The sequence below is a fragment of the Vagococcus bubulae genome, assembly GCF_003950315.1.
Taxonomy (GTDB): Bacteria; Bacillota; Bacilli; order Lactobacillales; family Vagococcaceae; genus Vagococcus; species Vagococcus bubulae.
Genome location: NZ_NGJT01000001.1, coordinates 220510 through 246176, shown reverse-complemented (window position 1 = coordinate 246176; position 25667 = coordinate 220510). Strand labels below are relative to the sequence as shown.

General features: G+C 32.9%; 22 protein-coding genes. 21 read left to right on the top strand and 1 reads right to left on the bottom strand.

Going from position 1 to position 25667, the window contains the following annotated elements; genetic code table 11:
- The first annotated feature begins 22 nt into the window (after positions 1–22).
- The 9 genes from CBF36_RS01080 to glyS all read left to right on the top strand — a co-directional run bounded on the left by CBF36_RS01080 (position 23) and on the right by glyS (position 9665).
- Positions 23–466: a GatB/YqeY domain-containing protein gene (locus CBF36_RS01080; RefSeq protein ID WP_125955842.1), complete on the top strand. Its 444-nt coding sequence runs from the start codon at positions 23–25 to the stop codon at positions 464–466.
- Between the two features lie 198 nt (positions 467–664).
- Positions 665–1618, top strand: coding sequence for a PhoH family protein (locus CBF36_RS01075; protein WP_416340687.1), 954 nt, complete (start codon positions 665–667; stop codon positions 1616–1618).
- Between the two features lie 29 nt (positions 1619–1647).
- Positions 1648–3819, top strand: coding sequence for an HD family phosphohydrolase (locus CBF36_RS01070; RefSeq protein ID WP_125955841.1), 2172 nt, complete (start codon positions 1648–1650; stop codon positions 3817–3819).
- A gap of 2 nt (positions 3820–3821) precedes the next feature.
- Complete coding sequence (ybeY, locus tag CBF36_RS01065; RefSeq protein ID WP_125955839.1) at positions 3822–4298, top strand: rRNA maturation RNase YbeY; 477 nt, start codon at positions 3822–3824, stop codon at positions 4296–4298.
- Entirely contained in the window at positions 4276–4680 is a 405-nt protein-coding gene (locus tag CBF36_RS01060; RefSeq protein WP_125955837.1) for a diacylglycerol kinase family protein, read from the top strand. The genes ybeY and CBF36_RS01060 overlap by 23 nt, the downstream gene beginning before the upstream one ends.
- A gap of 15 nt (positions 4681–4695) precedes the next feature.
- Complete coding sequence (era, locus tag CBF36_RS01055; RefSeq protein WP_125955836.1) at positions 4696–5601, top strand: GTPase Era; 906 nt, start codon at positions 4696–4698, stop codon at positions 5599–5601.
- Positions 5602–5673: 72 nt separating this feature from the next.
- Complete coding sequence (gene recO / locus CBF36_RS01050; protein WP_243637949.1) at positions 5674–6450, top strand: DNA repair protein RecO; 777 nt, start codon at positions 5674–5676, stop codon at positions 6448–6450.
- A gap of 241 nt (positions 6451–6691) precedes the next feature.
- Positions 6692–7597 carry a glycine--tRNA ligase subunit alpha gene (glyQ, locus tag CBF36_RS01045; protein WP_125955832.1) on the top strand — a complete coding sequence of 302 codons (906 nt, stop codon included), beginning with the start codon at positions 6692–6694 and terminating at the stop codon, positions 7595–7597.
- Positions 7590–9665 carry a glycine--tRNA ligase subunit beta gene (glyS, locus tag CBF36_RS01040; protein WP_125955831.1) on the top strand — a complete coding sequence of 692 codons (2076 nt, stop codon included), beginning with the start codon at positions 7590–7592 and terminating at the stop codon, positions 9663–9665. Before glyQ ends, glyS begins: the two co-directional genes overlap by 8 nt.
- Positions 9666–9811: 146 nt before the next feature.
- On the opposite strand, the gene CBF36_RS01035 is transcribed toward glyS, so the two are convergent.
- Positions 9812–12163, bottom strand: coding sequence for a transglycosylase domain-containing protein (locus tag CBF36_RS01035; RefSeq protein WP_125955829.1), 2352 nt, complete (start codon positions 12161–12163; stop codon positions 9812–9814).
- A gap of 166 nt (positions 12164–12329) precedes the next feature.
- Between CBF36_RS01035 and tyrS the strand changes: the two genes are divergently transcribed.
- The 12 genes from tyrS to CBF36_RS00975 all read left to right on the top strand — a co-directional run bounded on the left by tyrS (position 12330) and on the right by CBF36_RS00975 (position 25563).
- Positions 12330–13592 (top strand): tyrosine--tRNA ligase, encoded by a 1263-nt coding sequence (gene tyrS / locus CBF36_RS01030; protein ID WP_125955827.1) that lies wholly within the window; start codon positions 12330–12332, stop codon positions 13590–13592.
- A 316-nt stretch (positions 13593–13908) separates the two neighbouring features.
- The gene (locus CBF36_RS01025) at positions 13909–14640 is read left to right on the top strand and encodes an amino acid ABC transporter ATP-binding protein (protein ID WP_125955825.1); all 732 of its coding nucleotides are present in this window, start codon (positions 13909–13911) and stop codon (positions 14638–14640) included.
- Between the two features lie 11 nt (positions 14641–14651).
- Positions 14652–15446, top strand: a complete 795-nt coding sequence (locus CBF36_RS01020; RefSeq protein WP_125955824.1) for a transporter substrate-binding domain-containing protein — start codon at positions 14652–14654, stop codon at positions 15444–15446.
- A gap of 20 nt (positions 15447–15466) precedes the next feature.
- Positions 15467–16111 carry an amino acid ABC transporter permease gene (locus CBF36_RS01015; RefSeq protein ID WP_125955822.1) on the top strand — a complete coding sequence of 215 codons (645 nt, stop codon included), beginning with the start codon at positions 15467–15469 and terminating at the stop codon, positions 16109–16111.
- Between the two features lie 16 nt (positions 16112–16127).
- Positions 16128–16781 (top strand): amino acid ABC transporter permease, encoded by a 654-nt coding sequence (locus CBF36_RS01010; protein ID WP_125955821.1) that lies wholly within the window; start codon positions 16128–16130, stop codon positions 16779–16781.
- A 106-nt stretch (positions 16782–16887) separates the two neighbouring features.
- Positions 16888–17787 (top strand): deoxyribonuclease IV, encoded by a 900-nt coding sequence (locus CBF36_RS01005; RefSeq protein ID WP_125955819.1) that lies wholly within the window; start codon positions 16888–16890, stop codon positions 17785–17787.
- A gap of 90 nt (positions 17788–17877) precedes the next feature.
- Positions 17878–18108, top strand: a complete 231-nt coding sequence (locus tag CBF36_RS01000) for a YneF family protein (RefSeq protein WP_071456925.1) — start codon at positions 17878–17880, stop codon at positions 18106–18108.
- Positions 18109–18197: 89 nt separating this feature from the next.
- Positions 18198–19949 carry an ABC transporter ATP-binding protein gene (locus tag CBF36_RS00995; RefSeq protein ID WP_125955817.1) on the top strand — a complete coding sequence of 584 codons (1752 nt, stop codon included), beginning with the start codon at positions 18198–18200 and terminating at the stop codon, positions 19947–19949.
- The gene (locus tag CBF36_RS00990; RefSeq protein ID WP_125955815.1) at positions 19949–21730 is read left to right on the top strand and encodes an ABC transporter ATP-binding protein; all 1782 of its coding nucleotides are present in this window, start codon (positions 19949–19951) and stop codon (positions 21728–21730) included. The genes CBF36_RS00995 and CBF36_RS00990 overlap by 1 nt, the downstream gene beginning before the upstream one ends.
- A 177-nt stretch (positions 21731–21907) precedes the next feature.
- A complete protein-coding gene (locus tag CBF36_RS00985; RefSeq protein WP_125955814.1) occupies positions 21908–23440 on the top strand; it encodes an ABC transporter permease in 1533 nt (510 codons plus the stop codon).
- 16 nt (positions 23441–23456) lie between these two features.
- Positions 23457–24131 carry an ABC transporter ATP-binding protein gene (locus CBF36_RS00980; protein WP_125955812.1) on the top strand — a complete coding sequence of 225 codons (675 nt, stop codon included), beginning with the start codon at positions 23457–23459 and terminating at the stop codon, positions 24129–24131.
- Positions 24124–25563, top strand: coding sequence for a PASTA domain-containing protein (locus CBF36_RS00975; protein ID WP_125955810.1), 1440 nt, complete (start codon positions 24124–24126; stop codon positions 25561–25563). Before CBF36_RS00980 ends, CBF36_RS00975 begins: the two co-directional genes overlap by 8 nt.
- Positions 25564–25667 lie beyond the last annotated feature (104 nt).

Below are 25667 nucleotides of genomic sequence, written 5' to 3'. Positions count from 1 at the left end.
TTTAATGAATGGATCTGATATTATGACTCTATTGAATAGGTTAAACAATGATATCAAAGTAGCGATGAAAGCAAAAGATAAAGAAACATTGTCTGTCTTACGGATGATGAAATCTTCTATTCAAAATGAGGAAATCAAAAAAGGTGAGTCGTTATCACCTGATGAAGAACTGACTGTCTTATCTAGAGAGATGAAACAGCGTAAGGATTCGTTACAGGAATTTAAACAAGCTGATCGTCAAGATTTAGTGGAAAAAGTTTCTGGAGAGATTAAAATTGTTGAGCGCTATATGCCTGAACAATTATCTGAGGATGAGTTACGTGATATCATTCAATCTGCAGTAGATGAAACAGGTGCGTCATCAATGAAAGATTTCGGAAAAGTGATGGGTGTTGTTATGCCTAAAACTAAAGGGAAGGCTGACGGTCAGAAAGTCAACGCTTTAGTAAAAGAAAGCCTAGCATAGTCTATTTTCGTTTCTTTATTAATTGTATATGAAAGATTTTTTAGAAGATAGTGGTGGTTGTCACCTCTATCTTCTTTTTTGTGTTATACTACTAACTTCTAATCATGTAGAAAAAAGCATGAAAGTAGCCTCGTTATTTTTTTTATTTGAAGATTGTGGTATTATTTAGGTTATAAGATGATGAAGGAGCTGTAGTTATTGACGTCAGAAACAACACTAGTATTTATGTTAGATAAGAACATTGAGAGCAAGGATTTGTTTGGCACACATGACAAACATGTCAAGATGCTTGAAGAATATTTAAATGTATCAATTTCTTCACGAGGAGAGGTTGTTCATTTATCAGGAAGTGCTGAAAATGTTTCGATGGTTCAAGACATTTTAACAGCTATACAACAGTTAATTTTAAGAGGGCATAACATTACAAGTAGTGATATGCTAACGGCTATTCAATTAGCAAAAAAAGGCCAACTAGAAACATTCTTTAGTCTTTATGAACATGCTTTATTAAAAGATAATAAAGGAAATGCCATTCGTGTGAAAAATGATGGACAAAAAAAATATATTCAAGCCATTAAAAAAAATGATGTGACGTTTGGTATTGGACCTGCTGGGACTGGTAAAACATTTTTAGCAGTTGTAATGGCAGTGAGTGCTTTAAAAAAAGGTGAAGTAGAAAAAATTATTTTAACAAGACCAGCTGTTGAAGCAGGAGAAAATTTAGGGTTTCTACCTGGGGATTTACAAGAAAAAGTCAATCCGTATTTACGTCCGGTCTATGATGCCCTCTATCAAATTCTTGGAATGGAACACACAACAAGATTAATGGATAGAGGTGTGATTGAAATAGCACCGCTTGCTTATATGAGGGGGAGAACATTAGAAGAAGCCTTTGTTATATTAGATGAAGCACAAAATACAACAAATGCACAAATGAAGATGTTTTTAACTCGTTTAGGAAATCGTTCAAAGATGATTATAAATGGAGATAAAACTCAGATAGATTTACCTCGTGGGGTTGAAAGTGGGTTAGTCCATGCTGAGAAAATACTAAGAGATATCAAAAAAATTGCATTTATAGAATTCTCAACACAAGATGTGGTCAGACATCCAGTGGTTGCAGATATCATTAAGGCATATGCAGATAACTAAAAAGGAGAACAAAGGAGTGAGTGACAGTAATGAAAAAAATACAACAAGTACCTAATGTGCTTGGTAAATACTATACCCCTTTAATTCTATTTTTAATGTCATTGATAATGTTTGGTTTAATGCTTGGTAGCGTTAGACAAAAACAAGTCACTTATAAAGTGGGACAATTATCAAATGAGACAATACGTGCCAATAAAACCATTGAAAATAAAGAAGAAACCAAAGAAAAACAAAAATTAGCAATGGAAAGTGTGACACCAGAGTATACTTTCAATCCAGATGTTGAAACAAAACAGGTGGAGTATGTTAAAACGATTTTTGAATTAGTGAAACAAGTGAATGAAACAGCTGAAAAGCAATACAAAGACAAAAAGAGTAGCTCAAAACCTACTGTCGAAGATAAATTACCAATGTTGAAATCTAATTTTGAAAAATTTAGTCAAAATGACATTGCGTTTTTTCAATCATTTCCAGATACGTTTTATGAGCAGCTGCTTGAATTATCAAGTACTGATTTAACTAAGCTTGAAGAAGCAGCTGAAAGTACATTGAAGACGATTTTAGCTAAGCACATTAGAAATTCTACTCTTCAAGGAGAAAAGCAAACGGCTAAGGAAATGGTACAGTATGATGAGTTTAGTTCACAAGAGATTAATTTACTTGTGATGATTTTTGATAAAGCTATTGTAGTCAATGAAGTAGTGAACGATAAAGCCACAGAGTCAATGAAAGAAAGCGCTAAAAACAATGTGCTTCCTGTCATGATTTATCAAGGTGAGATTATCGTTCGTGAGGGTGAGCAAATTGATTCTAAAGCAATGGAAAAAATAAAATTACTTGGCTTAACCAATCAATCTACCTCAACTTCGCCCTTATTATCAATGATACTTGCAATTTTATTACAAGTCGTGTTGATAGGGTATGTTTTACGACATTCTGATCCAGATATTCGCGTAAAAAGCGTGACTTTTTATGCCATTGCTATTACAGTCAGTGTGCTTTTTATGAAATTACTTTATCTATTCCAAAAAGATAGTTTAAGTAATGTATCACTCTTATTCCCTGCAGCGTTTGGATCGGTTATTTTATATATGTTTTTAGATAAACGATGGGGTTTATTAATGGGGATGTTCCAAGCGATTTTTTCTATCTTTATTTTTTACAATTTAGCAGGAACAACTTCCTTATTAGTGATTTCACTTTTTTATATGTTTTCAGCGTTTGTCTCAACTTTTTTAGTGAACAAAAGAATCGGTTCACAATTAAAAGAAGCATTTTTCCTACTGATTATTATGCCAATTCTTTTCATGGCTGTATTAGTGATTTATCAAGGATTTAATATTGGTGATAGTCGTTCTATTACAACGTTATTTATTTCGACTGGTAGTGGGCTATTCTCATTTATTTTATCAATTGGATTGTATCCTTACATTGAATTATTATTGACTGATGATAGTGTGATTGTTTTAAATGAGTTGAGTAATCCAAATCAGCCATTATTAAAACAATTACTTGAAGAAGCACCAGGAACTTATCATCATAGTATGATGGTGGCTAGTTTAAGTGCAAATGCAGTGGCTCAAATTGGAGGAAATTCTTTATTAACTCGTGTGGCAAGTTACTATCATGATGTCGGTAAAATTAAACATGCTAACTTTTTTGTGGAAAATTTACCAGATGGGGCTGAAAATCCTCATAATTTCTTGTTACCATCTGATAGTAAAGAAATTATTTTTAGCCACGTAACAGATGGAGTGAAAATTTTAAAAGAAGCAGGAATGCCTCAATTTGTGATTGATGTGTGTCAACAACATCACGGAACTACGTTGATGAAATATTTCTTTATTAAAGAACAAGAAAGAAATCCAGAAACAACAGAAGAGGCATTTCGTTACCCAGGACCTAAGCCACAATCACGTGAAGCAGGGGTTATAAACATTGCGGATAGTGCTGAAGCTGCTGTTAGGGCAATGGATCACCCAACAAATGATAAAATTAAAGAATTCGTCCATAACTTAATACAATCAAGATTAGAGGATGGACAATTGATTGAGTCTGGTTTAACCTTAGATGAAATAGCGATTATTGAAAAATCGCTTGTTGATGGATTGTGTTCAACGTTCCATTCACGTATTAAATATCCTAAGATGAAATCTGAAGCAGAAAAAATGAAACAAGAACAAGAAGAAAGAGGGATTTAACGATGGACTTGGTACTCGTTGATAAAACAGACTCCTTATCTAAAGAACAATTAGAAATGGTTTCATCTATTATTGATTTTGCTGCGAAAAATGAAGAAATTAAATTGCCAGAGAATACGGAGATGTCTGTGACGTTTGTGAATGATGAAGAAATACATCAAATAAATAAAGAACACCGACAAAAAGATCGTCCAACAGATGTGATTAGTTTTGCTTTGGAAGAAGAGGATTTGTCAGGATTTGATTTTGATTTAGAAGAACTTGGTTTACCACGAAATATAGGGGATTTATTTATTTCTGTAGATCGTACGAAAGATCAAGCAGCTGAATTTAATCATTCATTTGATAGAGAACTTGGTTTTTTAACCATTCATGGTTTTCTTCATTTAAATGGCTATGACCATATGACGCCAGAAGATGAGAAAGAGATGTTTGATTTGCAAAGAAAGATTTTAAATGATTATGGCTTGGAACGATAAACAAACAGAAAAAAATCGATGTTTTTTTCAGTCTTTAATTCATGCATTACGTGGGTTAAAGACTGTTGTCGAAGAAGAAAGAAATATGAGGTACCATTTGTTTTTAGGAACAAGTGCGATTGTTTTAGGATTTATATGTCATATTTCTAAGTATGAATGGTTATGGCTAGTGTGTGCAATCGTCTTAGTTTTGATGGCAGAGATGGCAAACACAGCATTTGAAGTATTGGTTGATTTAGTAACAAATAAAACCTATCACCCATTAGCTAAAAAGATTAAGGATATGTCAGCAGGTATGGTCCTGCTAAGTGCATTTTTTGCTCTTTTTGTCGGTATGGTGATATTTTTACCTAAAATAATACATGTTTGGTTTGGTAATTAAGAAAGGATAAGATAAATGTCAGAACAAAATTTTAAATCAGGCTTTGTTGCCATAGTTGGTCGACCAAATGTTGGAAAATCAACTTTATTAAACAGAATTGTGGCGCAAAAAATTGCCATTATGAGTAATAAAGCTCAAACAACACGAAATAAAATTCAAGGAATTTACACAACAAAAGAAGCACAAATTGTGTTTATTGATACACCAGGAATTCACAAACCTAAAAATAAATTAGGGGATTTTATGGTAGAAACAGCCTATAGTGCACTACGCGAAGTCGATGCGATTATCTTTATGGTTAGTGCTGATATGCCAAGAGGACGTGGAGACGACTTTATTATTGAACGTCTAAAAAAAGCAGATGCACCTGTGTATTTAGTGATAAATAAAATTGATACCGTTCATCCTGATGAGTTATTACCGATTATTGATGATTATCGTCAAGAATTAGATTTTAAAGAAATCGTGCCAATTTCGGCAACAGAAGGAAATAACGTAGAACACTTATTAGAAACACTAGTAAACGATATGCCTGAAGGCCCTCAATTTTTCCCGGATGATCAAGTAACGGATCACCCAGAGTACTTTATTGTGTCTGAGTTGATTCGTGAAAAAGTATTACAATTAACAGAACAAGAAGTGCCTCATTCTGTTGCGGTAGTCACAGAAAGCATGAAACGAGATGATAATGATAAAATTCATATTCAAGCCACTATCATTGTAGAACGTGATAGTCAAAAAGGAATTATCATTGGTAAAGGCGGAAAAATGCTAAAAAATATTGGAACGAAAAGTCGTAAAGATATTGAAAATCTTTTAGGTGATAAAGTCTTTTTAGAATTATGGGTTAAAGTTCAAAAAAATTGGCGTGATAAACGTCGTGATTTACAAAATTATGGTTATAGAGAAACAGATTATTAAACATGGAATTTTTCCATGTTTTTTAGTTGTTAAGGAGGTAAGATGTTGAGAGGACCTCAAGAAATAAATGGAATGGTTTTGTTTTCTAGGAATTATCGGGAAAGCGATAAATTGGTAAAAATATTTACAGAATCTAACGGGAAAAAAATGTTTTTTGTTCGACACGCCAACAAAAAGAATAGCCAAATTAGTTCAGCCATACAGCCCTTTACGCAAGCGAATTATATAGGAGAATTAAAAGACGAAGGGTTATCGTTTTTGAATACTGCAAAAGACATACACCCTTTTTTTGCGATACAACAGGATATTTTTTTATCAGCCTATGCTACTTATATACTTAATCTAAGTGATGCCGCCATTGAGGACAATGTATATGATCCTTTTTTATTTGGCTTTTTAAAAGACTCTCTAACATTAATTAGCGAGGGTTATGATGCCGAAATTATAACAAATATTTTTGAGATACAAATTCTTCAACGATTTGGGATACAACTAAATTTCTCATCTTGTGCTATATGTGGCAGTCAGGAGGAGCCATTTGACTTTTCTGATAAATATCATGGCGTACTTTGTCAAAAACATTGGTCAATGGATGAGCGTCGGTTTCATTATTCTCCCAGGGCGTTACATTTTATTAAACTATTTAATGCTATTAGTTATGAACAAATAAAAAGTATTAATCTTTCAGATGAGACTAAGCAACATATAAGACAAGTGATTGATTCGATTTATGAAGAATATGTTGGCTTACATTTAAAAAGTAAAAAATTTATTGATGATATGCAAAATTGGAAAGAAATGATTCCAAAGAGAGAAAACAAAATTGACAAACTGGATAATACCAATTAAAATAAAGACAACTTATATAAACATGTTGACAGAACTAAGTAAAAATGACAAAACTAACCAAAGCGAATTTGGTTCAGTGGAAGCCAAATGTTAGGAGTTATTTTGAAGGCATTCTTGAGTGTGTAAAATGAAGCTGCCGTGAAAGCGGAAGTAGGGTGGAACCGCGAATATTCGTCCCTATGTTTGACAGATTATGTCAAGCATAGGGATTTTTATTATGTTAAAAATAGGAGGAAAAACAATGAGTCAAACATTAACGATACAAGAAATGATTTTAGCTCTTCAAAATTATTGGTCAAATCAAGGCTGCATGTTAATGCAAGCCTATGACACAGAAAAAGGGGCCGGAACAATGAGTCCTTATACTTTCTTACGTGCGATAGGACCAGAACCATGGAACGCGGCTTACGTAGAGCCATCACGTCGTCCGGCAGATGGTCGTTACGGTGATAACCCAAATCGTTTATATCAACATCATCAATTCCAAGTGGTGATGAAACCTTCACCAGAAAATATTCAAGAGTTATATTTGGATAGCTTAAAAGTTTTAGGCATTGACCCATTGCAACATGATGTTCGCTTTGTTGAAGATAACTGGGAAAATCCTTCAATGGGGTGTGCTGGTTTAGGTTGGGAAGTGTGGTTAGACGGCATGGAAATCACTCAATTTACCTATTTCCAACAAGTTGGTGGTTTAGAATGTAAACCAGTCACATCAGAGATCACATATGGCTTAGAGCGTTTGGCTTCTTATATTCAAGAAGTAGAGAGTGTGTATGATTTAGAATGGACAAAAGGTGTTAAATACGGTGAAATTTTTGTTCAACCGGAATATGAGCATTCAGTGTATTCATTCGAACAAAGTGATCAAGAATTATTATTAAATTTATTTAACAGTTATGAAAAAGAAGCAAAACGTGCAATAGATTTAGGCTTAATCCATCCTGCTTACGATTATGTTTTAAAATGTAGTCACATGTTTAACTTGCTTGATGCTAGAGGAGCCGTTTCTGTGACAGAGCGGGCAGGGTATTTAGCAAGAATTCGTAATATGGCTAGAGCTTTAGCTAAAGGATTTGTTGAAGAACGTGAAAAATTAGGTTTCCCATTATTAAAAGAAGCTATGGAGGAGGATATTCATGAGTAAACAATTTTTATTAGAAATCGGGTTGGAAGAAATACCAGCTCATTTAGTCACTCCAACATCAAAACAATTTGCTAAAAAAGCAGCAGATTATTTAAATGAGAATCGTGTATCATTTGATAATATTGAAGTATTTTCAACACCAAGACGTTTTGCCATTCGTGTAAATGGTTTAGCAGATAAACAAGAAAATATTGAAGAAAAAGCAAAAGGTCCAGCAAAAAAAATCGCACAAGATGCTGAAGGTAATTGGACAAAAGCAGCGATTGGCTTTGCTAAAGGTCAAGGGGCAACAACAGATGATTTGTATTTTGAAACAATTAAAGATGTTGAATATGTCTTTGTTGATAAATTTATTGAGGGGCAATCAGTGGAAACCATTTTACCTGGTTTAACAGACGTTGCGGCTCATTTAACATTCCCAGTTACTATGACTTGGGGGAATGGAGAATATCGCTTTATTCGTCCTGTGCATTGGTTAGTGGCTCTTTTAGAAGATAATGTTGTTCCTATGACTTTGTTTGGTATTAATAGTTCGAATAAATCTCGTGGTCATCGTTTCTTAGGTCAAGAAGCAACGATTAATCATTCATCAGATTATGAAACAGCTTTAGAAGAACAATTTGTTATTGCCAATCCTGTGATTCGTCAAGATAAAATTAGTAAACAAATTCATGAAATTGAAGAAAATAATCATTGGACAATCCCGCAAGATGCAGATTTGTTAGAAGAGGTTGTTAATTTAGTAGAATACCCAACTGTTTTTGTTGGAAATTTTGCTGAAAATTATTTATCTTTACCATCAGAAGTGTTAATCACATCAATGAAAGAGCATCAACGCTACTTTGAAGTATTAGATCAAAAAGGGCAATTGTTGAACCATTTTGTATCGGTTAGAAATGGAAACAGTGATTACACTGATAATGTACGAAAAGGAAATGAAAAAGTTCTTCAAGCTCGTTTAGAAGATGGGGAATTTTTCTATGAAGAAGATTTAAAATTATCAATTGATGATTATGTACAAAAATTAAAATCGGTAACATTCCATGAAAAAATTGGGTCAATGTATGAAAAAATGCAACGTGTTTCTGTTATTTCAGAATTAATTGGAACGTCTGTTGGTTTATCTGAGGAAGAAATGACAGACTTAAGACGTGCTAGTGAAATCTATAAATTTGATTTAGTGACTCTTATGGTAGATGAATTCCCAGAGTTACAAGGAATCATCGGCGAAAAATATGCCACATTAAAAGGAGAAAGCGTTGGGGTGGCTCAAGCTATTCGTGAGCACTACTTACCGAAATCAAGCGATGGTGAGTTGCCTGAAAGTAATGTAGGAGCTGTTTTGGCGATTGCAGATAAATCAGATACCTTGTTATCTTTCTTTGCTGTAGGCTTAATGCCTAAAGGCTCAAATGACCCATATGCTTTAAGAAGACAAGCTTATGGTATTATTCGTATTATTGAGTCTAAAGGATGGGATTTCCCAATCATTCGTTTGCAACAACAAATGAAAGAGTTAATCAATGAAGACATTGAAAGATTTGGATTAAGTATTGAGTCAGATGAAGAAGTTCTGACAGAATTTATCAAAGGCCGTATGAAACAATGGTTTAGTGGCAAACAAATTCGTCATGATATCATTGAAGCAGTTTTAGAAAGTCGCCAAGAAAATTTGCATACGATGTTTGAAACAGCAGACATTTTGGTGAGTCACGCATCTGAAAGTGATTTTAGACCAACGATTGAATCATTGACGCGTGTGATTAATTTATCTAAGAAAGCAGAAGATGACGAAATAGGAACAGTTAATCCAGACTTATTTGAAAATGACTCTGAGAAAAACCTCTATGAGGCTATTGTGTCAGTTTCTGAAAAAGTAGGGGATATGACACTCAACGAATTGTATGAAGAATTACGTGACTTAAATCCACTAATAGAAGCTTATTTTGAAGACACCATGGTTATGGTTGATGATGAAGCAGTAAGAGAGAACCGTTTAAATCAATTAAGAACGATTGCTAATATTGCTTTATCATTTGCAAGTTTAGATCGTTTGATTGTTAAATAATTAAAAAGAGTGGCTGACTAAACAGTCTTAAAATAGAAAAAATCCCATGAAATCCGTTAATTGCAACGTTGATTTCATGGGATTTCTATTTTATTAGTTGAGTGATGTTTATTTAAAAAATGACTTTTGTGTCAGACTCTCTTTTTTTAGTTTTCCTTTTTAGTTGTAGTTTTAGGAACGCTGAATGATTTCCATGCATCTTTATAGTTATCATCAGTTCCGCCGATACCAAACTTAAAGGTACTATCTTTAGGTCCATCTGTTGCATAGAAGCTTTCGACTTCTTTTGCCCCTTTTAAGTTGATTTGTTGGTTCTCAACTTTGACAACAGCTGTTTTTTCACCAGTAAATTCAACGACTTTTTCTTTTTTAACAGAAGAATCTAAGGTAAATTTTTCATTAGCTTTAAATATATCAGGGTTTCTTTGATACACATAATTTGTCATGTAAGACCAATAAATCATATTTTGTTTGTTCCATGTTGAGCTCATTTGAGTATTATCATCGTATCCAATCCAACTACTCATAGTAACACCTGGTGTTGAAGCAGTAAACCAATAATCTTTTTCTAATTCTGATGTTCCTGTTTTTCCGACCCAATCAGCTCTAGCTAATGTTGGGTTAACTGATTGGAGCGCTTCTTGTGCTGGTTGACCAGTTCCGCTTTTTAGGACATCTCGCATCATGTCATTCATGATTGATGCCGTAGCAGGTTTAAAGACTTGATTAGGTTCTGATTTATGTTCATAAATTACTTCATTTTTTTCATTTGTAATTTTATCAATAGAATACCCTTTGTTATATACCCCTTTATTAGCTAAAGTTGCATAAGCTTCTGTTTCTTCTAAAACAGTAATCCCATAATCTGTACCACCTAAAGGAATGGATTCACGGTAAAATTCGTCAGGATTTAGCCCAATATTCATTTTATCAAAATATTGTTTAGGATCTACGCTTTCTAACATGTCTTTGTATAGATTAACAACTGGAATATTCAATGACCATTTTAACGATTCTCTCACTGATTTGAAAGAGTTACTTCCTTTATCAGAATAGTTTTTCACTTCTTGTCCATTTTTATATTTTAATGGATAATCAGATAATTTTGATTCTGATCCTATAATCCCATTATCAATAGCAGGAGCATAAGCTAAGATAGGTTTCATCGTCGAACCTGGTGAACGTCTAGTTTGAAAGGCATGATTATTTTGATTTTGACTATAGTTTCTACCGCCAATAAATCCATAGATACGTCCAGTTTGATTGTCCATCAAGACACTACCTGTTTCTAGCAACTTACCACTACCATCATCTAACACGTAACCATAATTATTTACCGCTTCTTGCATAGCATTATAAGTTGTCTTATCAATTGTTGAGTGGATGGTATAACCAGAACGAGCAATATCTTTTTTGACTCTTTCGAAATATTGATCAAATAATTGTTTTGATCCTTCGATATCATCTTCTGTGTAGCCATCTGCTTCGTAGTAACTTGGCATTAAAACACGAGTTGCTTCATCATAAAGATAAGTGTATAAAAAGCCATTTTCAGTATCAGATTTAGGAGAAGGAGCAATGAAATCTTGCTTCAAATCATAGTTTTTTGCGGCTTCGTATTCGTCTTTAGTAATAATTTTTTCACGGTACATATTAAATAGAACATCATCTTTTCTATTAAGTCCTGCACTTAAATCTTCTTTCAATTGTGCATCGTTTGTGTATGGCGAGTACTCGATTGGACTTTGTGGTAAACCGGCTAAAAATGCCGCTTGTGGTAAAGTGACTTCACTAGCATGAACACCAAATATTCCAAGTGCTGCTTCTTCAATCCCTGCAATATTTTCACCATGATTGTTCCGACCAAATGGTGAAACATTTAGGTAAGCACTTAAAATATCATCTTTTTTCATAACTTTTTCCGTACGAAGTGCCAGCATAATTTCTGATGCTTTTCTTTTGTATGATGTTTCATTTGTTAGGACTTGTTGTTTGACTAACTGTTGTGTAATCGTTGAACCACCGGATTTACTACCAATCCCTATCACATCCGATAAAGTGGCTCTAGCAATAGCTTTTGGGACAATCCCTTTATGCTCGAAAAAGTTTTCGTCTTCAGTGGTCACTAACGCTTCTTTGATAAAATCTGAAATCTTATCTGATGACACATTTGTGCGGACCAAATCTGACTTTATTACTGAAACCAAGGATCCATCTGAATAAGTGATATTAGATTGCTGATCTAAATCTGAAATTTTTTTGATAAGCTCATCTTTTTCAGGAACATCAACGGTTTTAACAAGTGAAGCAAAATAACCAATTCCTGTACCAATTCCTAATGTAGCTAAAGCTAATCCTACTATTATTAATAGAATAAATAACGATCGAAACACACGATAAGTGACATTAATGACAAATGGCCAATTGTGTTTCTTTTTTGGTTGAGTTTCTTCATTTGTTGTCTCTAAAGGACGATCAACTCTATTGTCCTCATTCAATTTATCACCTCATTATTTTTATGTGCTCAATTATATCATTTTACAATTAATAATTATACTTAGTCAAATTGTTTTGATTTTCTGACATAAAAATCACATTTTCATCTTTCTTTTAGATTATGAATAGGTTAAGATTAGAGGTGAATAAAATTAAGGAGGAACTAATATGACAACGAGTTTTTTATCAGAATTAAAGGATCGTGGTCTAGTCTATCAAATGACTGACGAAAAAGCATTAGAAGAATTATTGAATGAAGAGTCTGTTAAGTTGTATATTGGTTTTGATCCGACAGCAGATAGTTTACACATCGGTCATTTATTACCAGTATTAACATTAAAACGATTTCAAGAAAAGGGGCATGTTCCTGTAGCACTTGTAGGTGGCGGAACAGGAATGATTGGAGACCCTTCTTTTAAAGATGCTGAACGTAGTTTAAATTCTACTGAAATTGTTGAATCTTGGGCAAATAGTTTAAAAAATCAATTGTCTCGTTTTATTGATTTTGATGATAAAACCAATCCAGCCATCTTAGCAAATAATGCTGATTGGTTAACTAGCATTACATTGATTGATTTTTTAAGAGATGTTGGTAAAAACTTTACCATTAACTATATGATGAGTAAAGAAAGTGTGAAGCGTCGTATTGAAACAGGTATTTCTTATACAGAATTTGCCTACCAATTACTTCAAGCGTATGATTTCTTAAAATTATATGAAACACAAGGTGTTAAACTTCAATTAGGTGGTAGTGATCAGTGGGGAAATATTACATCTGGTATTGAATTATTGCGTCGTGAAAAAGAAGTTCAGGGTTACGGATTAACGATGCCTTTAATTAAAAAAGCTGATGGAACAAAATTTGGTAAAACAGAAGGAAATGCTGTATGGTTAGATGCTGATAAAACGTCTCCATATGAATTTTACCAATTTTGGCTAAATACTGATGACCGTGATGCTGTTCAATTCTTAAAATATTTTACTTTCTTATCATTGGATGAGATTGCAGAAATAGAAAAAGAATTTAATGATTCGCCACATGAAAGAGCAGCTCAAAAAGCATTAGCTAAAGAAGTGACCACACTTGTTCATGGTGAAAAATCTTACGAACAAGCTGTCAGAATTTCTAAAGCGTTGTTTAGCGGAGATATTAAAGAGTTGACTGGCGAAGAAATCAAACAAGGATTTAAAGATGTTCCAAGTTATCAAGTAACGAGTGCAGATGATTTGAGCTTAATCGAATTATTAGTTAACTCAAAGATTGAATCATCTAAACGTCAAGCACGTGAAGATGTACAAAATGGAGCCATTTATATTAATGGTGATAGAATTCAAGATTTAGATTACGTATTATCTGATAAAGATAAAATCGAAGATGAATTTATCGTTGTACGACGTGGGAAGAAAAAATACTTCCTTTTGAAGTTTTAATATAAAATAATAATTAACCTAAGAAAAAATGATGATTGTTATCATTTTTTCTTAGGTTTTTTAATTTTTTTGAATATAAATAAATAATGAGTTTATTTGTTTTATAAAATAAATAAAATCGTTGGTAATATCCATTTTTTATAAAAACGTTTGTTTGTTTCATGAAGTTATTTGTTCTTTTTCAGAAAATTTCATTATAGAAAACTTTACAATTAGAAACTTTACAGTATATAATTAGTTCTTAATAGCACAATATTAATTTTTGATGAGAAAAAGAAGTTGTTTATCATCACATTATAAGAGAGGGGTTTTAACAATGATTACATTTAAAAATGTAGAAAAGTACTATGGAGAGTTTCATGCGTTAAAAGACATTAATTTAACAATAGAAACTGGTGAGGTTGTAGTTGTTTTAGGTCCTTCTGGATCAGGTAAAAGTACCATGCTACGCTGTATCAACGCGCTGGAAGAAATTTCGACGGGAGAATTAATAGTTGATGGAACAAATATCTTTGATCCTAAAACAAATTTAAACGACGTTAGAAAAAATCTTGGTATGGTATTCCAACAATTTAATCTATATTCCAACATGACAGTTTTAGAAAATGTGACACTTGCACCGATAAAAGTTTTAGGACTAGATAAACAAGCTGCAAATGAGCGAGCTGAAAAATTATTAAATCGAGTTGGGATGTTAGATAAAAAAGATTCTAAGCCATCTCAATTGTCAGGTGGGCAACAACAACGTGTGGCCATTGCGAGAAGTTTGGCGATGACGCCAGGTTATATGTTGTTTGATGAACCAACATCAGCACTTGATCCAGAGATGGTAGGAGAAGTTTTAGACGTTATGAAGTCATTAGCGAAAGAGTCTGGTATGACGATGGTGGTTGTAACACACGAGATGGGATTTGCTAGAGAGGTAGCTGATCGTGTTATTTTCATGGCTGATGGAGAAATTTTAGAAGACAGAGAATCCGAGGCTTTCTTCGATGATCCGCAAGATGAACGTGCTAAACAATTTTTAAGTAAAATAATCAGTCATTAGGAGGGAGTTCTATGAAAAAGGTTTATCGAGGACTGCTCATGACCATGATGCTTTCTTTTCTTTTTTTACTTGGTGCGTGTGGAGCAAAGAGTATATCTGAGACAAATGTTTTAGATAAAATAAAAGAGCAAGATAAAATGGTTTGGGGAGTAAAATATGATACCAAATTATTTGGTTTAATGAATATTGAAAAAAGAGAAGTAGAAGGCTTTGATATTGATATTGCAAAAGAAATTACTAAACGGTTGCTTGGTGATGAAAAAAAAGCCGACTTTGTTGAGGTAACATCAAAAACAAGAATACCTTTATTAAAGAATGGTAATATAGATGCCATTATTGCTACTATGACAATTAGTGATGAGAGAAAAAAACAAGTTGATTTTTCAGATGTTTATTTTGATGCTGGACAGTCTCTTTTAGTTAAAAAAGGAAGCGACATAAAAAGTGTTGATGATCTAAAAGATGGAAAAATCGTGTTAGCAGTAAAAGGATCTACTTCAGCTACAAATGTGAGAGAAAAAGCTCCTGAAGCAAAAGTACTAGAATTAGAAAACTATGCAGAAGCATTTACGGCTCTTCAATCTGGTCAAGGTGATGCCATGACGACAGATAACAGCATTTTGTTAGGGATGGCTTCAGAAAATCCTGATTATGAGTTAGTCGGTGGAAACTTCACAGAAGAACCTTATGGTATTGCTTTTAATAAGGGTCAAACAGAGTTGGTCGAAGAAGTAAATAGTATTTTATCTGATATGAAAAAAGATGGCACTTATGAAAAAATCTATAAAAAATGGATTAAAGACTAATAAATAAAGGAGTTGAGAATATGTTAGAAATTTGGAATACTTATCATCAAGATATTCTGGCTGGTTTAAAAGTTACTTTGACAGCTAGTATCATTGCTTTGATATGTAGTTTGATTATTGGAACTATCATGGCAATGCTACAAGTATCGACAAAAAAATGGGTTAAGAAAATTGGAAATATCTACGTTAACTTTTTTCGAAATATTCCTTTATTAATTGTAGTGATGTTCTTTTTTGTCGTGTTACCACTTTATGGTATCAAATTTGATGGGATTACATCAGGTACTATTGGGTTGACATTATATACCTCTGCATTTATTGCTGATACAGTGAGATCAGGAATTGAAGCAGTATCTAAAGGACAAAAAGAAGCGGGGATGTCATCAGGTTTAAATTATTTGCAAATTATGTATTATATCATCTTACCTCAAGCATTTAAAATAGCGTTACCTTCACTTGGTAATCAATTTATCAATTTAGTGAAAAATTCATCTATATTGGCCATGGTGACAGGAGCGGATTTGATGTATACTGGTGATTTAATTGCCAGTACAACATTTAATACATTAGGAACCTATACGTTAATTGGTTTAATCTATTTACTGATGACCATGCCGTTATCTTATTTGATGAGATATATAGAAACACGTATGGCAACAAACTAAGAAAGGAGTTGTTTTGATGAATTTTGCTCAAGCATTAACATTACCTAATTTACGATTTGTTTTTGATGGGTTATTAGTAACGGTTGAAGTGGCTGTTATATCGATTATTTTGAGTTTTATTATTGGCGGGATTCTAGGAGTAGTTCGTTTTTTAAGAATTCCTTTTTTGTCAAAAATTGTTGGTTTAATTATTGATATTATTAGAAACTTACCATTACTTTTAATTATCTTCTTTACTTATTTTGCCCTTCCTCAAATTGGCATCCAATTTAGTATCTTCTGGTCAGCAGTTGTCGCATTAACGATTTTTGAATCGGCTATGCTTTCAGAAATTATTCGTGGAGGGATAGAAGCAGTTCCTAAAGGACAAATGGAAGCAGGACGTTCTACAGGGCTAAACACAATTCAAACGATGTATTATATTGTGTTACCTCAAGGGATTAAATTGATGGTGCCACCTTTAGTGAGTCAGTTTGTTTCTTTGATTCGTGATACATCTTTAGCTGTGGTTATTTCTTTACCTGAGTTGACACATAATTCAAAAATTATTTATGCTCAATACCCAAGTACCGTATTGGTGATGTTTATTATTATGACAGTTTGCTATTTTGCTATTTGTTACTCACTATCAAGTTTTGCTAAACGTTTTGAATTAAACTATCAAAAGTAATCGGACCTTTGTGTTCGGTTATTTTTTTAAGCAATTATCTTGTGAAGCTTAAAATAAAACGCTACAATTTGTATGGTTAAGTTAATAGGAAATGAGGAATTTTTTTATGTTATTAGGATCTCATGTCAGTATGAGTGGAAAAGATATGTTATTAGGTTCGGCAAAACAATCAGTGGAGTATGGTGCGTCAACGTTTATGATTTATACTGGAGCCCCACAAAACACTCGTAGAAAACCCATTGAGGAGTTAAATATTGAGTTGGGTCAAAAATATATGATTGAAAATCAATTAGATGTGAATAAAATTGTGGTTCATGCACCATATATTATCAATCTAGGTAATACAACGAAACCACAAAATTTTGGGTTTGCGGTTGATTTTTTAAGACAAGAAATTGAACGCGTGTCAGCAATCGGGGCAACGCAAATCACGATGCATCCAGGGGCACACGTTGGAGCAGGTGTAGATGCTGGGATTAATCAAATTATTAAAGGGCTAAATGAAGTGTTAACATCTGATCAAGTACCACAAATAGCCTTAGAAACAATGGCTGGGAAAGGAACGGAAATTGGTCGGACTTTTGAAGAAATTGCTCGTATTATTGATGGCGTGACTCATAACGATAAACTATCCGTGACACTTGATACATGTCATATTAATGATGCTGGCTATAATGTTCGAGAAGATTTTGATGGGGTATTAGAAGAATTTGATAAAATCATTGGTTTGGACAGATTAAAAGTAATTCATGTCAATGATTCAAAAAATGATCAAGGCTCACATAAAGACCGTCATGCTAATATTGGGTTTGGGACAATTGGGTTTGATGCACTAAATTATGTGGTTCATCACGACCAATTAAAAGAGTTACCAAAAATTTTAGAAACACCTTTTGTAGGTGAAGATAAAAAAACAGCCAAAGCGCCATACTATCATGAGATTAAAATGTTGAAAAAAGGAGAATTTAATCCTAATTTGTTAATAGATATTGAAAATAATGCCTAAATTTGTTAAAAGAGTCTTTTCATTGACGTTATTTTCTAGTACAATTGATTATTGTGGAGTAGATTAATTGGAGGAAGGAGCGTCGAAAAGATGAATACTGGATTAGCTATTTTATTCATTATTATTGCCCTAATTTTAGGAGCAGTCGGTGGATTCTTTTTAGCAAAGAAAACATTTGAAGATCAATTACAGAAAAATCCTCCCGTTAATGAGGATATGTTGCGTATGATGATGTCACAGATGGGTCAAAAACCGTCAGAGAAGAAAATACGTCAAATGATGCAAAACATGACAGCTCAAAACAACAAGAAGAAAAAATAGGTTGTTTTGTTTTGGAGTGAATAAAAAACATAAAAAAAACGGGTGCTTTTTCGCACCTGTTTTTTTTATGGAAAAAAGGAGTGAATAACTTGAGCGTTTTTAAAAAATTAGCTTGGTTTTTCAAAGAGGAAAAGAAAAACTATATTATTGGAGTAGGTGCCTTAATCTTAGTAGCCATTATTCAATTATTACCACCAAGAGTGATAGGGATTGTTGTGGACTCTATTGCAGATAAAACATTAACAAAGCAGAAACTATTATTTTGGGTTGGGTTATTAGTTGTTGCGGCTATTGTGGTTTATTTATTACGTTATGTATGGCGGACGCATATTTGGGGTGGTGCCGCAAGACTTGAAAAGAGAATGAGAAAACGTTTGTTTCATCATTTTACTCAAATGGATCAAACGTTCTATCAAAGACACCGTACTGGAGATTTGATGGCTCATGCAACAAATGATTTGAATGCTATCCAAAATGTAGCAGGTGGTGGGATTTTAACGTTTGCTGATGCTTTTATCACGGGTGCTATCACTGTTGTTGCAATGATTATATTTATTGATTGGCGATTAACGTTATTAGCGTTACTACCATTTCCTTTACTTGCTATTTTATCAAGTAAACTTGGAGATAAATTACACGAATCATTTAAAGAGTCACAAGACGCTTTTTCAAGATTAAATGATAAAACACAGGAAACAATTACGGGAATTAAAGTTATTAAGACATTTGGACAAGAGCAAGAAGAAATAGAAGATTTTAAAGAAAAAGTAGAGTATTCCATTAAAAAAAGCAATCGTGTCAATTTCTTAGATGCGTTATTTGATCCACTTATTACCTTAATAATTGGATTGAGTTATATCATTTCGATTTCATTAGGTGGTTACTTAGTTAAAACTGGTAGTATTTCAATTGGGCAACTTATCTCATTCTTTAATTACATCGGGATGTTGGTTTGGCCGATGTTCGCAATCGGTCGTTTTTTTAATATTTTACAACGAGGTAATGCCAGTTATGACCGAGTAAATGAGTTGTTAAGTGAAAAATCTGCCATTATAGAAATGAAAACAGGGATTCAAACACCGGCTAAAGGGGATATTCATTACCAAGTAGAATCATTTAGTTATTCAGATGATGAGACTAAAGCGTTAGAAAACATTGATTTTACACTACACGAAGGTGATACTCTAGGCATCGTTGGAAAAACAGGTGCAGGAAAAACCACATTGTTAAAATTATTGATGCGAGAATATGATAATTATAAAGGTGAGATTGTATTTGGTGAAAATAAAATCCAACATTACACATTAGATGCACTACTTCACTCAATTGGCTATGTTCCACAAGATCATTTTCTTTTTTCAATGACCGTAAGAGATAATATTCGATTTGGTCGTCCGAAAGCTTCACAAGAATTAGTGGAGAAAATAGCCAAACAAGCAGCTGTGCATGAGGATATTTTAGGATTTAGTAAAGGTTATGACACAATGGTTGGAGAACGTGGCGTGTCCTTATCAGGAGGACAAAAACAACGAATCTCTATTGCTAGGGCCTTGTTAACTGAACCGGAATTACTTATCTTAGATGATGCGTTGTCTGCTGTTGATGCAAAAACTGAAGAATTGATTTTATCAAGTTTAAAAGAAACAAGACAAAATAAAACAACGATTATTACAACCCATCGCTTAAGTAGTGTGAAACATGCCAAAGAAATTATTGTCATCGATGAAGGAAGAATTATTGAGCGTGGCTCACACAGTGAATTAATCGCATTAAACGGTTGGTATAAAAAGATGTACGATCACCAACAACTCGAACAAAAAATAGAAGGGGGGATAAATTAATGGAAGAACAACAATCAGCTTGGTCGAAATCATTTACAATGAAAGAGCAAAAAAATATTGTGAAACGACTGATTACATTTGCCAAACCTTTTAGAAAATACTTTTATGGCTCTTTGATATTTTCAGTGTTGCTTGCCGTAGTAAATATTATTCTACCTAAAATTTTACAGATTTTTATGGATAAACATTTAACTGATGCGAATGTCCAAACAAAAGTGATTTTATATTTTGCTGGATTATACGGTCTAGGTACGTTGTTTAAAGCAATTGTTTGGTTTGGACAGTGGATTTTATATTACAAAGGATCGCTTCAAACTTATCAGTCCATTCGAGTAAAATTATTTTCAAAACTTCAAACAATGGGGATGAGATACTTTGATCAAACGCCTGCAGGCTCCATTGTCTCAAGAGTAACAAACGACACAGAAACGTTATTTGATTTTTGGTTAGTGTTTTTAATGGTGCTATCAGCATTATTTGGCATCATGGCATCATTTATTGCGATGGCAACGATTAATGTGCAATTGATGTTTGCCTGTTTAATCTTTTTCCCGATATTACTGGTGATTATTTGGTATTATCAAAAATTTAGTTCAAAAATTTATCGCAGTATGCGTGAGAGATTAAGTCAATTAAATACTAAATTAAACGAATCAATTTCTGGGATGCAAATTGTACAATATTTCAGACAAGAGGAACGTTTAGAAGAGGAATTTGAAGAAAATAATAATGAATACTTAAAGACGAAGTATGCCATGATTCGTACCAATTCATTGTTACTTGCACCAATCATTAACTTATTATTTGCCTTGGCAACAGCCATGATTTTAGGTTTTTTTGGATTTAAATCATTTAATTCGTTAGTAGAAGTTGGGATGATTTATGCTTTCATTTCATATGTTCAGCAATTTTTCAATCCTATGACACAAATGATGGACTTTTTAAGTACATTTCAAGATGGATTAGTTGCCGGCAGTCGAATTATTGGGATATTAGACCATGAAGAATTAGTGCCACAACAAAATGACGGAGCTAACGCTACTATAACAAATGCTAAAATTGAATTTAAAAATGTTAGTTTTTCATATGATGGAAAGCATAATGTGTTAAATCATATTAGTTTTGTGGCTAATCCAGGAGAAACAGTTGCTCTAGTGGGGCATACAGGTAGTGGGAAAAGTTCCATTATTAATGTCTTGATGCGTTTTTATGAATTTTATGATGGGGATATTTTGATTGATGACGTCAACATTAAAGATTATCCAATAGAAGAATTACGTGAAAAAATGGGACTAGTACTACAAGATGCGTTCATGTTTTACGGTGATATCTCTAGTAACATTCGTTTACTTAATCAAAGTATTACAGATGAACAGATTATTGATGCTGCGAAATTTGTTCAAGCAGATAAATTTATTGAAACATTACCGAAAAAATACCATGCACCAGTTTTGGAAGGTGGGTCAAGTTTTTCTTCTGGTCAAAGACAGTTGATTTCTTTTGCTCGAACAATTGTAACGGATCCTAAAATATTAGTGCTTGATGAGGCAACAGCTAATATTGATACTGAAACAGAAACACTCATTCAGGAAGGATTGGAAAAAATGCGTAAAGGTCGTACAACGATTGCAATCGCGCATAGATTATCAACGATTAAAGATGCTAATTTAATATTAGTTTTAGAAAAAGGGCACATTGTAGAAAAAGGAACACATGATGAGTTGATACAAGAAGAAGGATTATACTATGATATGTATCGTTTGCAAAATAATCAAATATAATCTGAAGAGAGAAAGCTAGAAAACTGGCTTTCTTTTTTTTAGGCACTTTTATAAGAAACAGTACCATTATTAATTTAGAACAAAATATTTTATATGAATATATGAAAATTTGATGAATTTTATAATAAAGGATGATAAAATGAGTGATAAGACAATTGTAGTAAAGGAAGTGAAAAAATGAATTTTTTCAAAAGAGCTTTACTTAGTATTCAACGAAGAAAGAGTAAATCATTGATCTTATTTTTAGTTATTTTTATTTTAGGTAATTTAATGGCAGGAGCGATTGCTATACAACAAGCAACTCAACATGTCGAAACCGAAATTAAAACGCGACTTGGAGCTAATGCAACCGTATCCTTTAATCAAGAAAAGCTACAAAAATTAAGCGAAGAAGGAACAGATATTGACATAAAAGAACCTGATATCAAAGTATATAAAGAACTTGGTAAACTAGATCAAGTAAAATTTTATGATTATTCTGTTATTGACTACATCACAACTGAAAAATTAAAAAATGTGGTATCAAAAGATGATGACAGCATATTAGACATCAATGGTATCCATTATTTCACTGTTAAAGGGGCTAGTCGTCCTGAATTAATAGACGTTCAGATGAAAAAAATTAGTCTGATTGAAGGAAACACATTTAGCCAAGAGGAAATCGAAAAAGGATTACCTGTAGCAGTAATTTCTGAAAAGGTAGCAACGGAGAATAATTTACACGTAGGAGATAGTTTTGTGATGGATCGAGTCATTGAGCATTATGGAACTGGTAATGTAGATGTTGAAAACATTGAGCGTAAATCCAAAGAGTATTCTGCAACAGTGGTAGGAATTTTTACTGTGAATCAAGTAGAAAAAAAAGAAAATTCTTCCAAAAATTCTAAACAAATAGAACAAGAACAAAATCAACAGATTGATTATTATGATAAATTGAATGTTATCTATTTTCCTAATGATTATATTGAAAAGACACAAAAAGAAATGTTAGAGTTTAATTATGATAATTTTCCTGATAATTTTTCAGATGAAAATAGTGACATACCAGATAAAGAGACCGTATTAAAAGATTTTTCATTTAAAAATATTCAAGCAACATATGTACTAAATAAACCAGAAGAAGTAGAAGATTTTAAGTTGTTAGGTAATCAGATTTTAAAAGATAATAAATTAGATTATTATAAGATAGAAGCAAGTTCAGATCAGTTCGATTCTATTGCGGGTCCTATCAAAGGTATGGCGAACATATCAAAAATTGTGTTGATAGTTTCAGTTATGGCGTCAGTTTTTATCATAACATTAGTCATTATTTTGTTTTTAAGAGATAGGAAGCATGAATTAGGTATTTACCTATCATTAGGAGAAAAAAGAAATCGTGTGGTTGGTCAAATTGTGACAGAAGTTTTATTAGTTGCTATAATAGCTATGACATTATCAGTGTTCTCTGGCAATGTATTAGCCAAAAACTTTTCGGAATCTTTAATGACTACTCAGCAAATTGACAATACTGAGGACGAGATGATGATATTTGGTAGTCCTGTGGTTGATTTTCAAATCACTGAAGATGATGTGATAGATGCTTATGACATTAAATTAACCCCATCTTATATTGTATTGTTTTATTTAATCGGATTGATTGTTGTATTGTTATCAACGATTGTTCCATTAGTCTACATTATGCGGCTAAATCCTAAAAAAATAATGATGTAAAAAAGGGGGGATAGGAGTGTCTATACTAAAAGCAAGTAAACTAGGTTATTATTATCAAGATGGTGATATACGACGTTTTATTTTAAAAAACACGAATATTTCCTTTGAAAGAGGACGATTTTATACCATTGTTGGCCAGTCAGGAAGTGGAAAAACAACACTTTTATCATTGTTAGCAGGGTTAGATACTCCACAAGAAGGCCGAGTGTTTTATGAGAAAAAAAACATTGAAAAAATTGGCTATGATGAGTATCGTAGAGATTATATTAGTATTATATTTCAACATTATAATTTAATCCCTTATCTTACAGCTGTTGAAAATGTCATGGTACCGATGTCGATTACAGATAATGAGATACCAGATAATCAAGAAGAAGTGGCGATTAATTTATTAGATTATATAGGGGTGTCAAAAGAGAAATCTAAACGCCTTGTGACGCAGTTGTCTGGTGGGGAACAGCAACGTGTTGCCATAGCAAGAGCACTTGCAACTAATGTGGATATTATATTAGCTGACGAGCCGACAGGTAATTTAGATGAAGAGATGGAGCAAGAGATTGTAGAAATATTTAAAATGCTAGCTCACAAACATAATAAATGCGTGATTGTTGTGACACACTCACCAGAGATAGCATTGCAATCGGATGAGTCCTACCTTCTGAGAAAAGGGGTTTTAAGAAAGAATGTCTGATTTTTTATCAAATTTTGATAATGACAATTATCAAGATACACTAAATAATAAGCAAAAAAATAAAGAAACATTTGAGTCAGATGAGTTTGATGCGCTAGATGAGGCTTATCGAAACGATGATGTCCCTCAACGTGATACAGATACACCTAGACGAAAGAAAAAACGTAAAAGAAAGCGAAAGACATCACCATCACCAACGGAAAAAAAAGTGACTCCACCAGAAATATTGGAACCATTTGATGAGACAACAGAAATTGATTATGACTATAAAAATCGGCAACAAAAAAGAAAAATGACAATAGCGGTAGGGGCACTCACAACGTGTTTGATTTTTTATTTTATCTATTATCAAGTAACGCGTGTGACAGTTCCTGATTTTAAAGATAAAACCATTGTAGATGTAAAAAAATGGGCGGATGACAATCGAATTAAGACTGAAGCGACACAAGCCTATTCAAATAAAGTCGATGCCAATGGAATTATCACACAATCTGTTGCACCAAAGAAAAAGATAAAAAAAGGATCTAATATGACCTTTAAAGTGAGTGAAGGAGCAAATCCAAAAGAAAAAATTGAGTTGCCAGAATTTGAAAAAATGACTAAAACTGAAGTGGAACAATGGATTGCTGAAAAAAAAGCTGATAATGTCTCAATTATTGATGAATACAATGATAAAATTGAAAAAGGTAAATTCATTAAGTTAGAGTTTACGGATAAAGAAGTCAATAAAGAAAATTATTTGAGACAAGATATTGCCAATGTCTATTTTTCTAAAGGAAAAGAAGTATTCGAAAAAAATATTTCTGTACCAGACTTCAATAAGAAAGCTAAAACAGAGGTAGAAGAGTGGGCTAAGAAAAATGAAATAGACATGGAGTACAAAGAAGTCGATTCAGATAAAGTAGAATCTGGGTTGATTGTATCGCAGTCTGTAGAACCTAAAGCTAAAATTGCAAAGCACGATAAAATGAGTGTGTCTGTATCTGTAGGAAAAGCAGTCACAGTCCCAAATTTTGCTGAGTACTCTACTGAGGATGCTAGTAGTCTATCTGGTGGATTACAAGTTATGACAAAAGAAATGTTTTCTGATACCGTTCCGTATGGTCAATTAATTTCTCAATCAGTTGAACCAGGGAAAAAATTAACAAGTGAAGGTGAAAAAATTGTTAATGTGGTCTATTCTGCTGGAAAACCATATATTAAATCTTATTTTGGGCAACTTGAAGGAGATATTCCTAAGTTGATTTATGATAATTTCAATTCAAAAGGGGCATCTGTCACATATGAGGTTTATTATGTGGACTCAGAAAATGAAAAAGGACAAATTGTTTCGATGAATGTTTATAATCAATACATACCAATGAATAGTCATTTAGTCTTTGGTATTAGCAATGGTGCCTATGCGCCATTACCAACTATTTCTAATAATTAATGAATAAACTCCTAAGCTTTTCTAGTTAGGAGTTTAATTATTTGTTAAAAGACTTTAAACTTGATAAGAATATCTATATAATAATGGAAGAAATAATGAAAAGA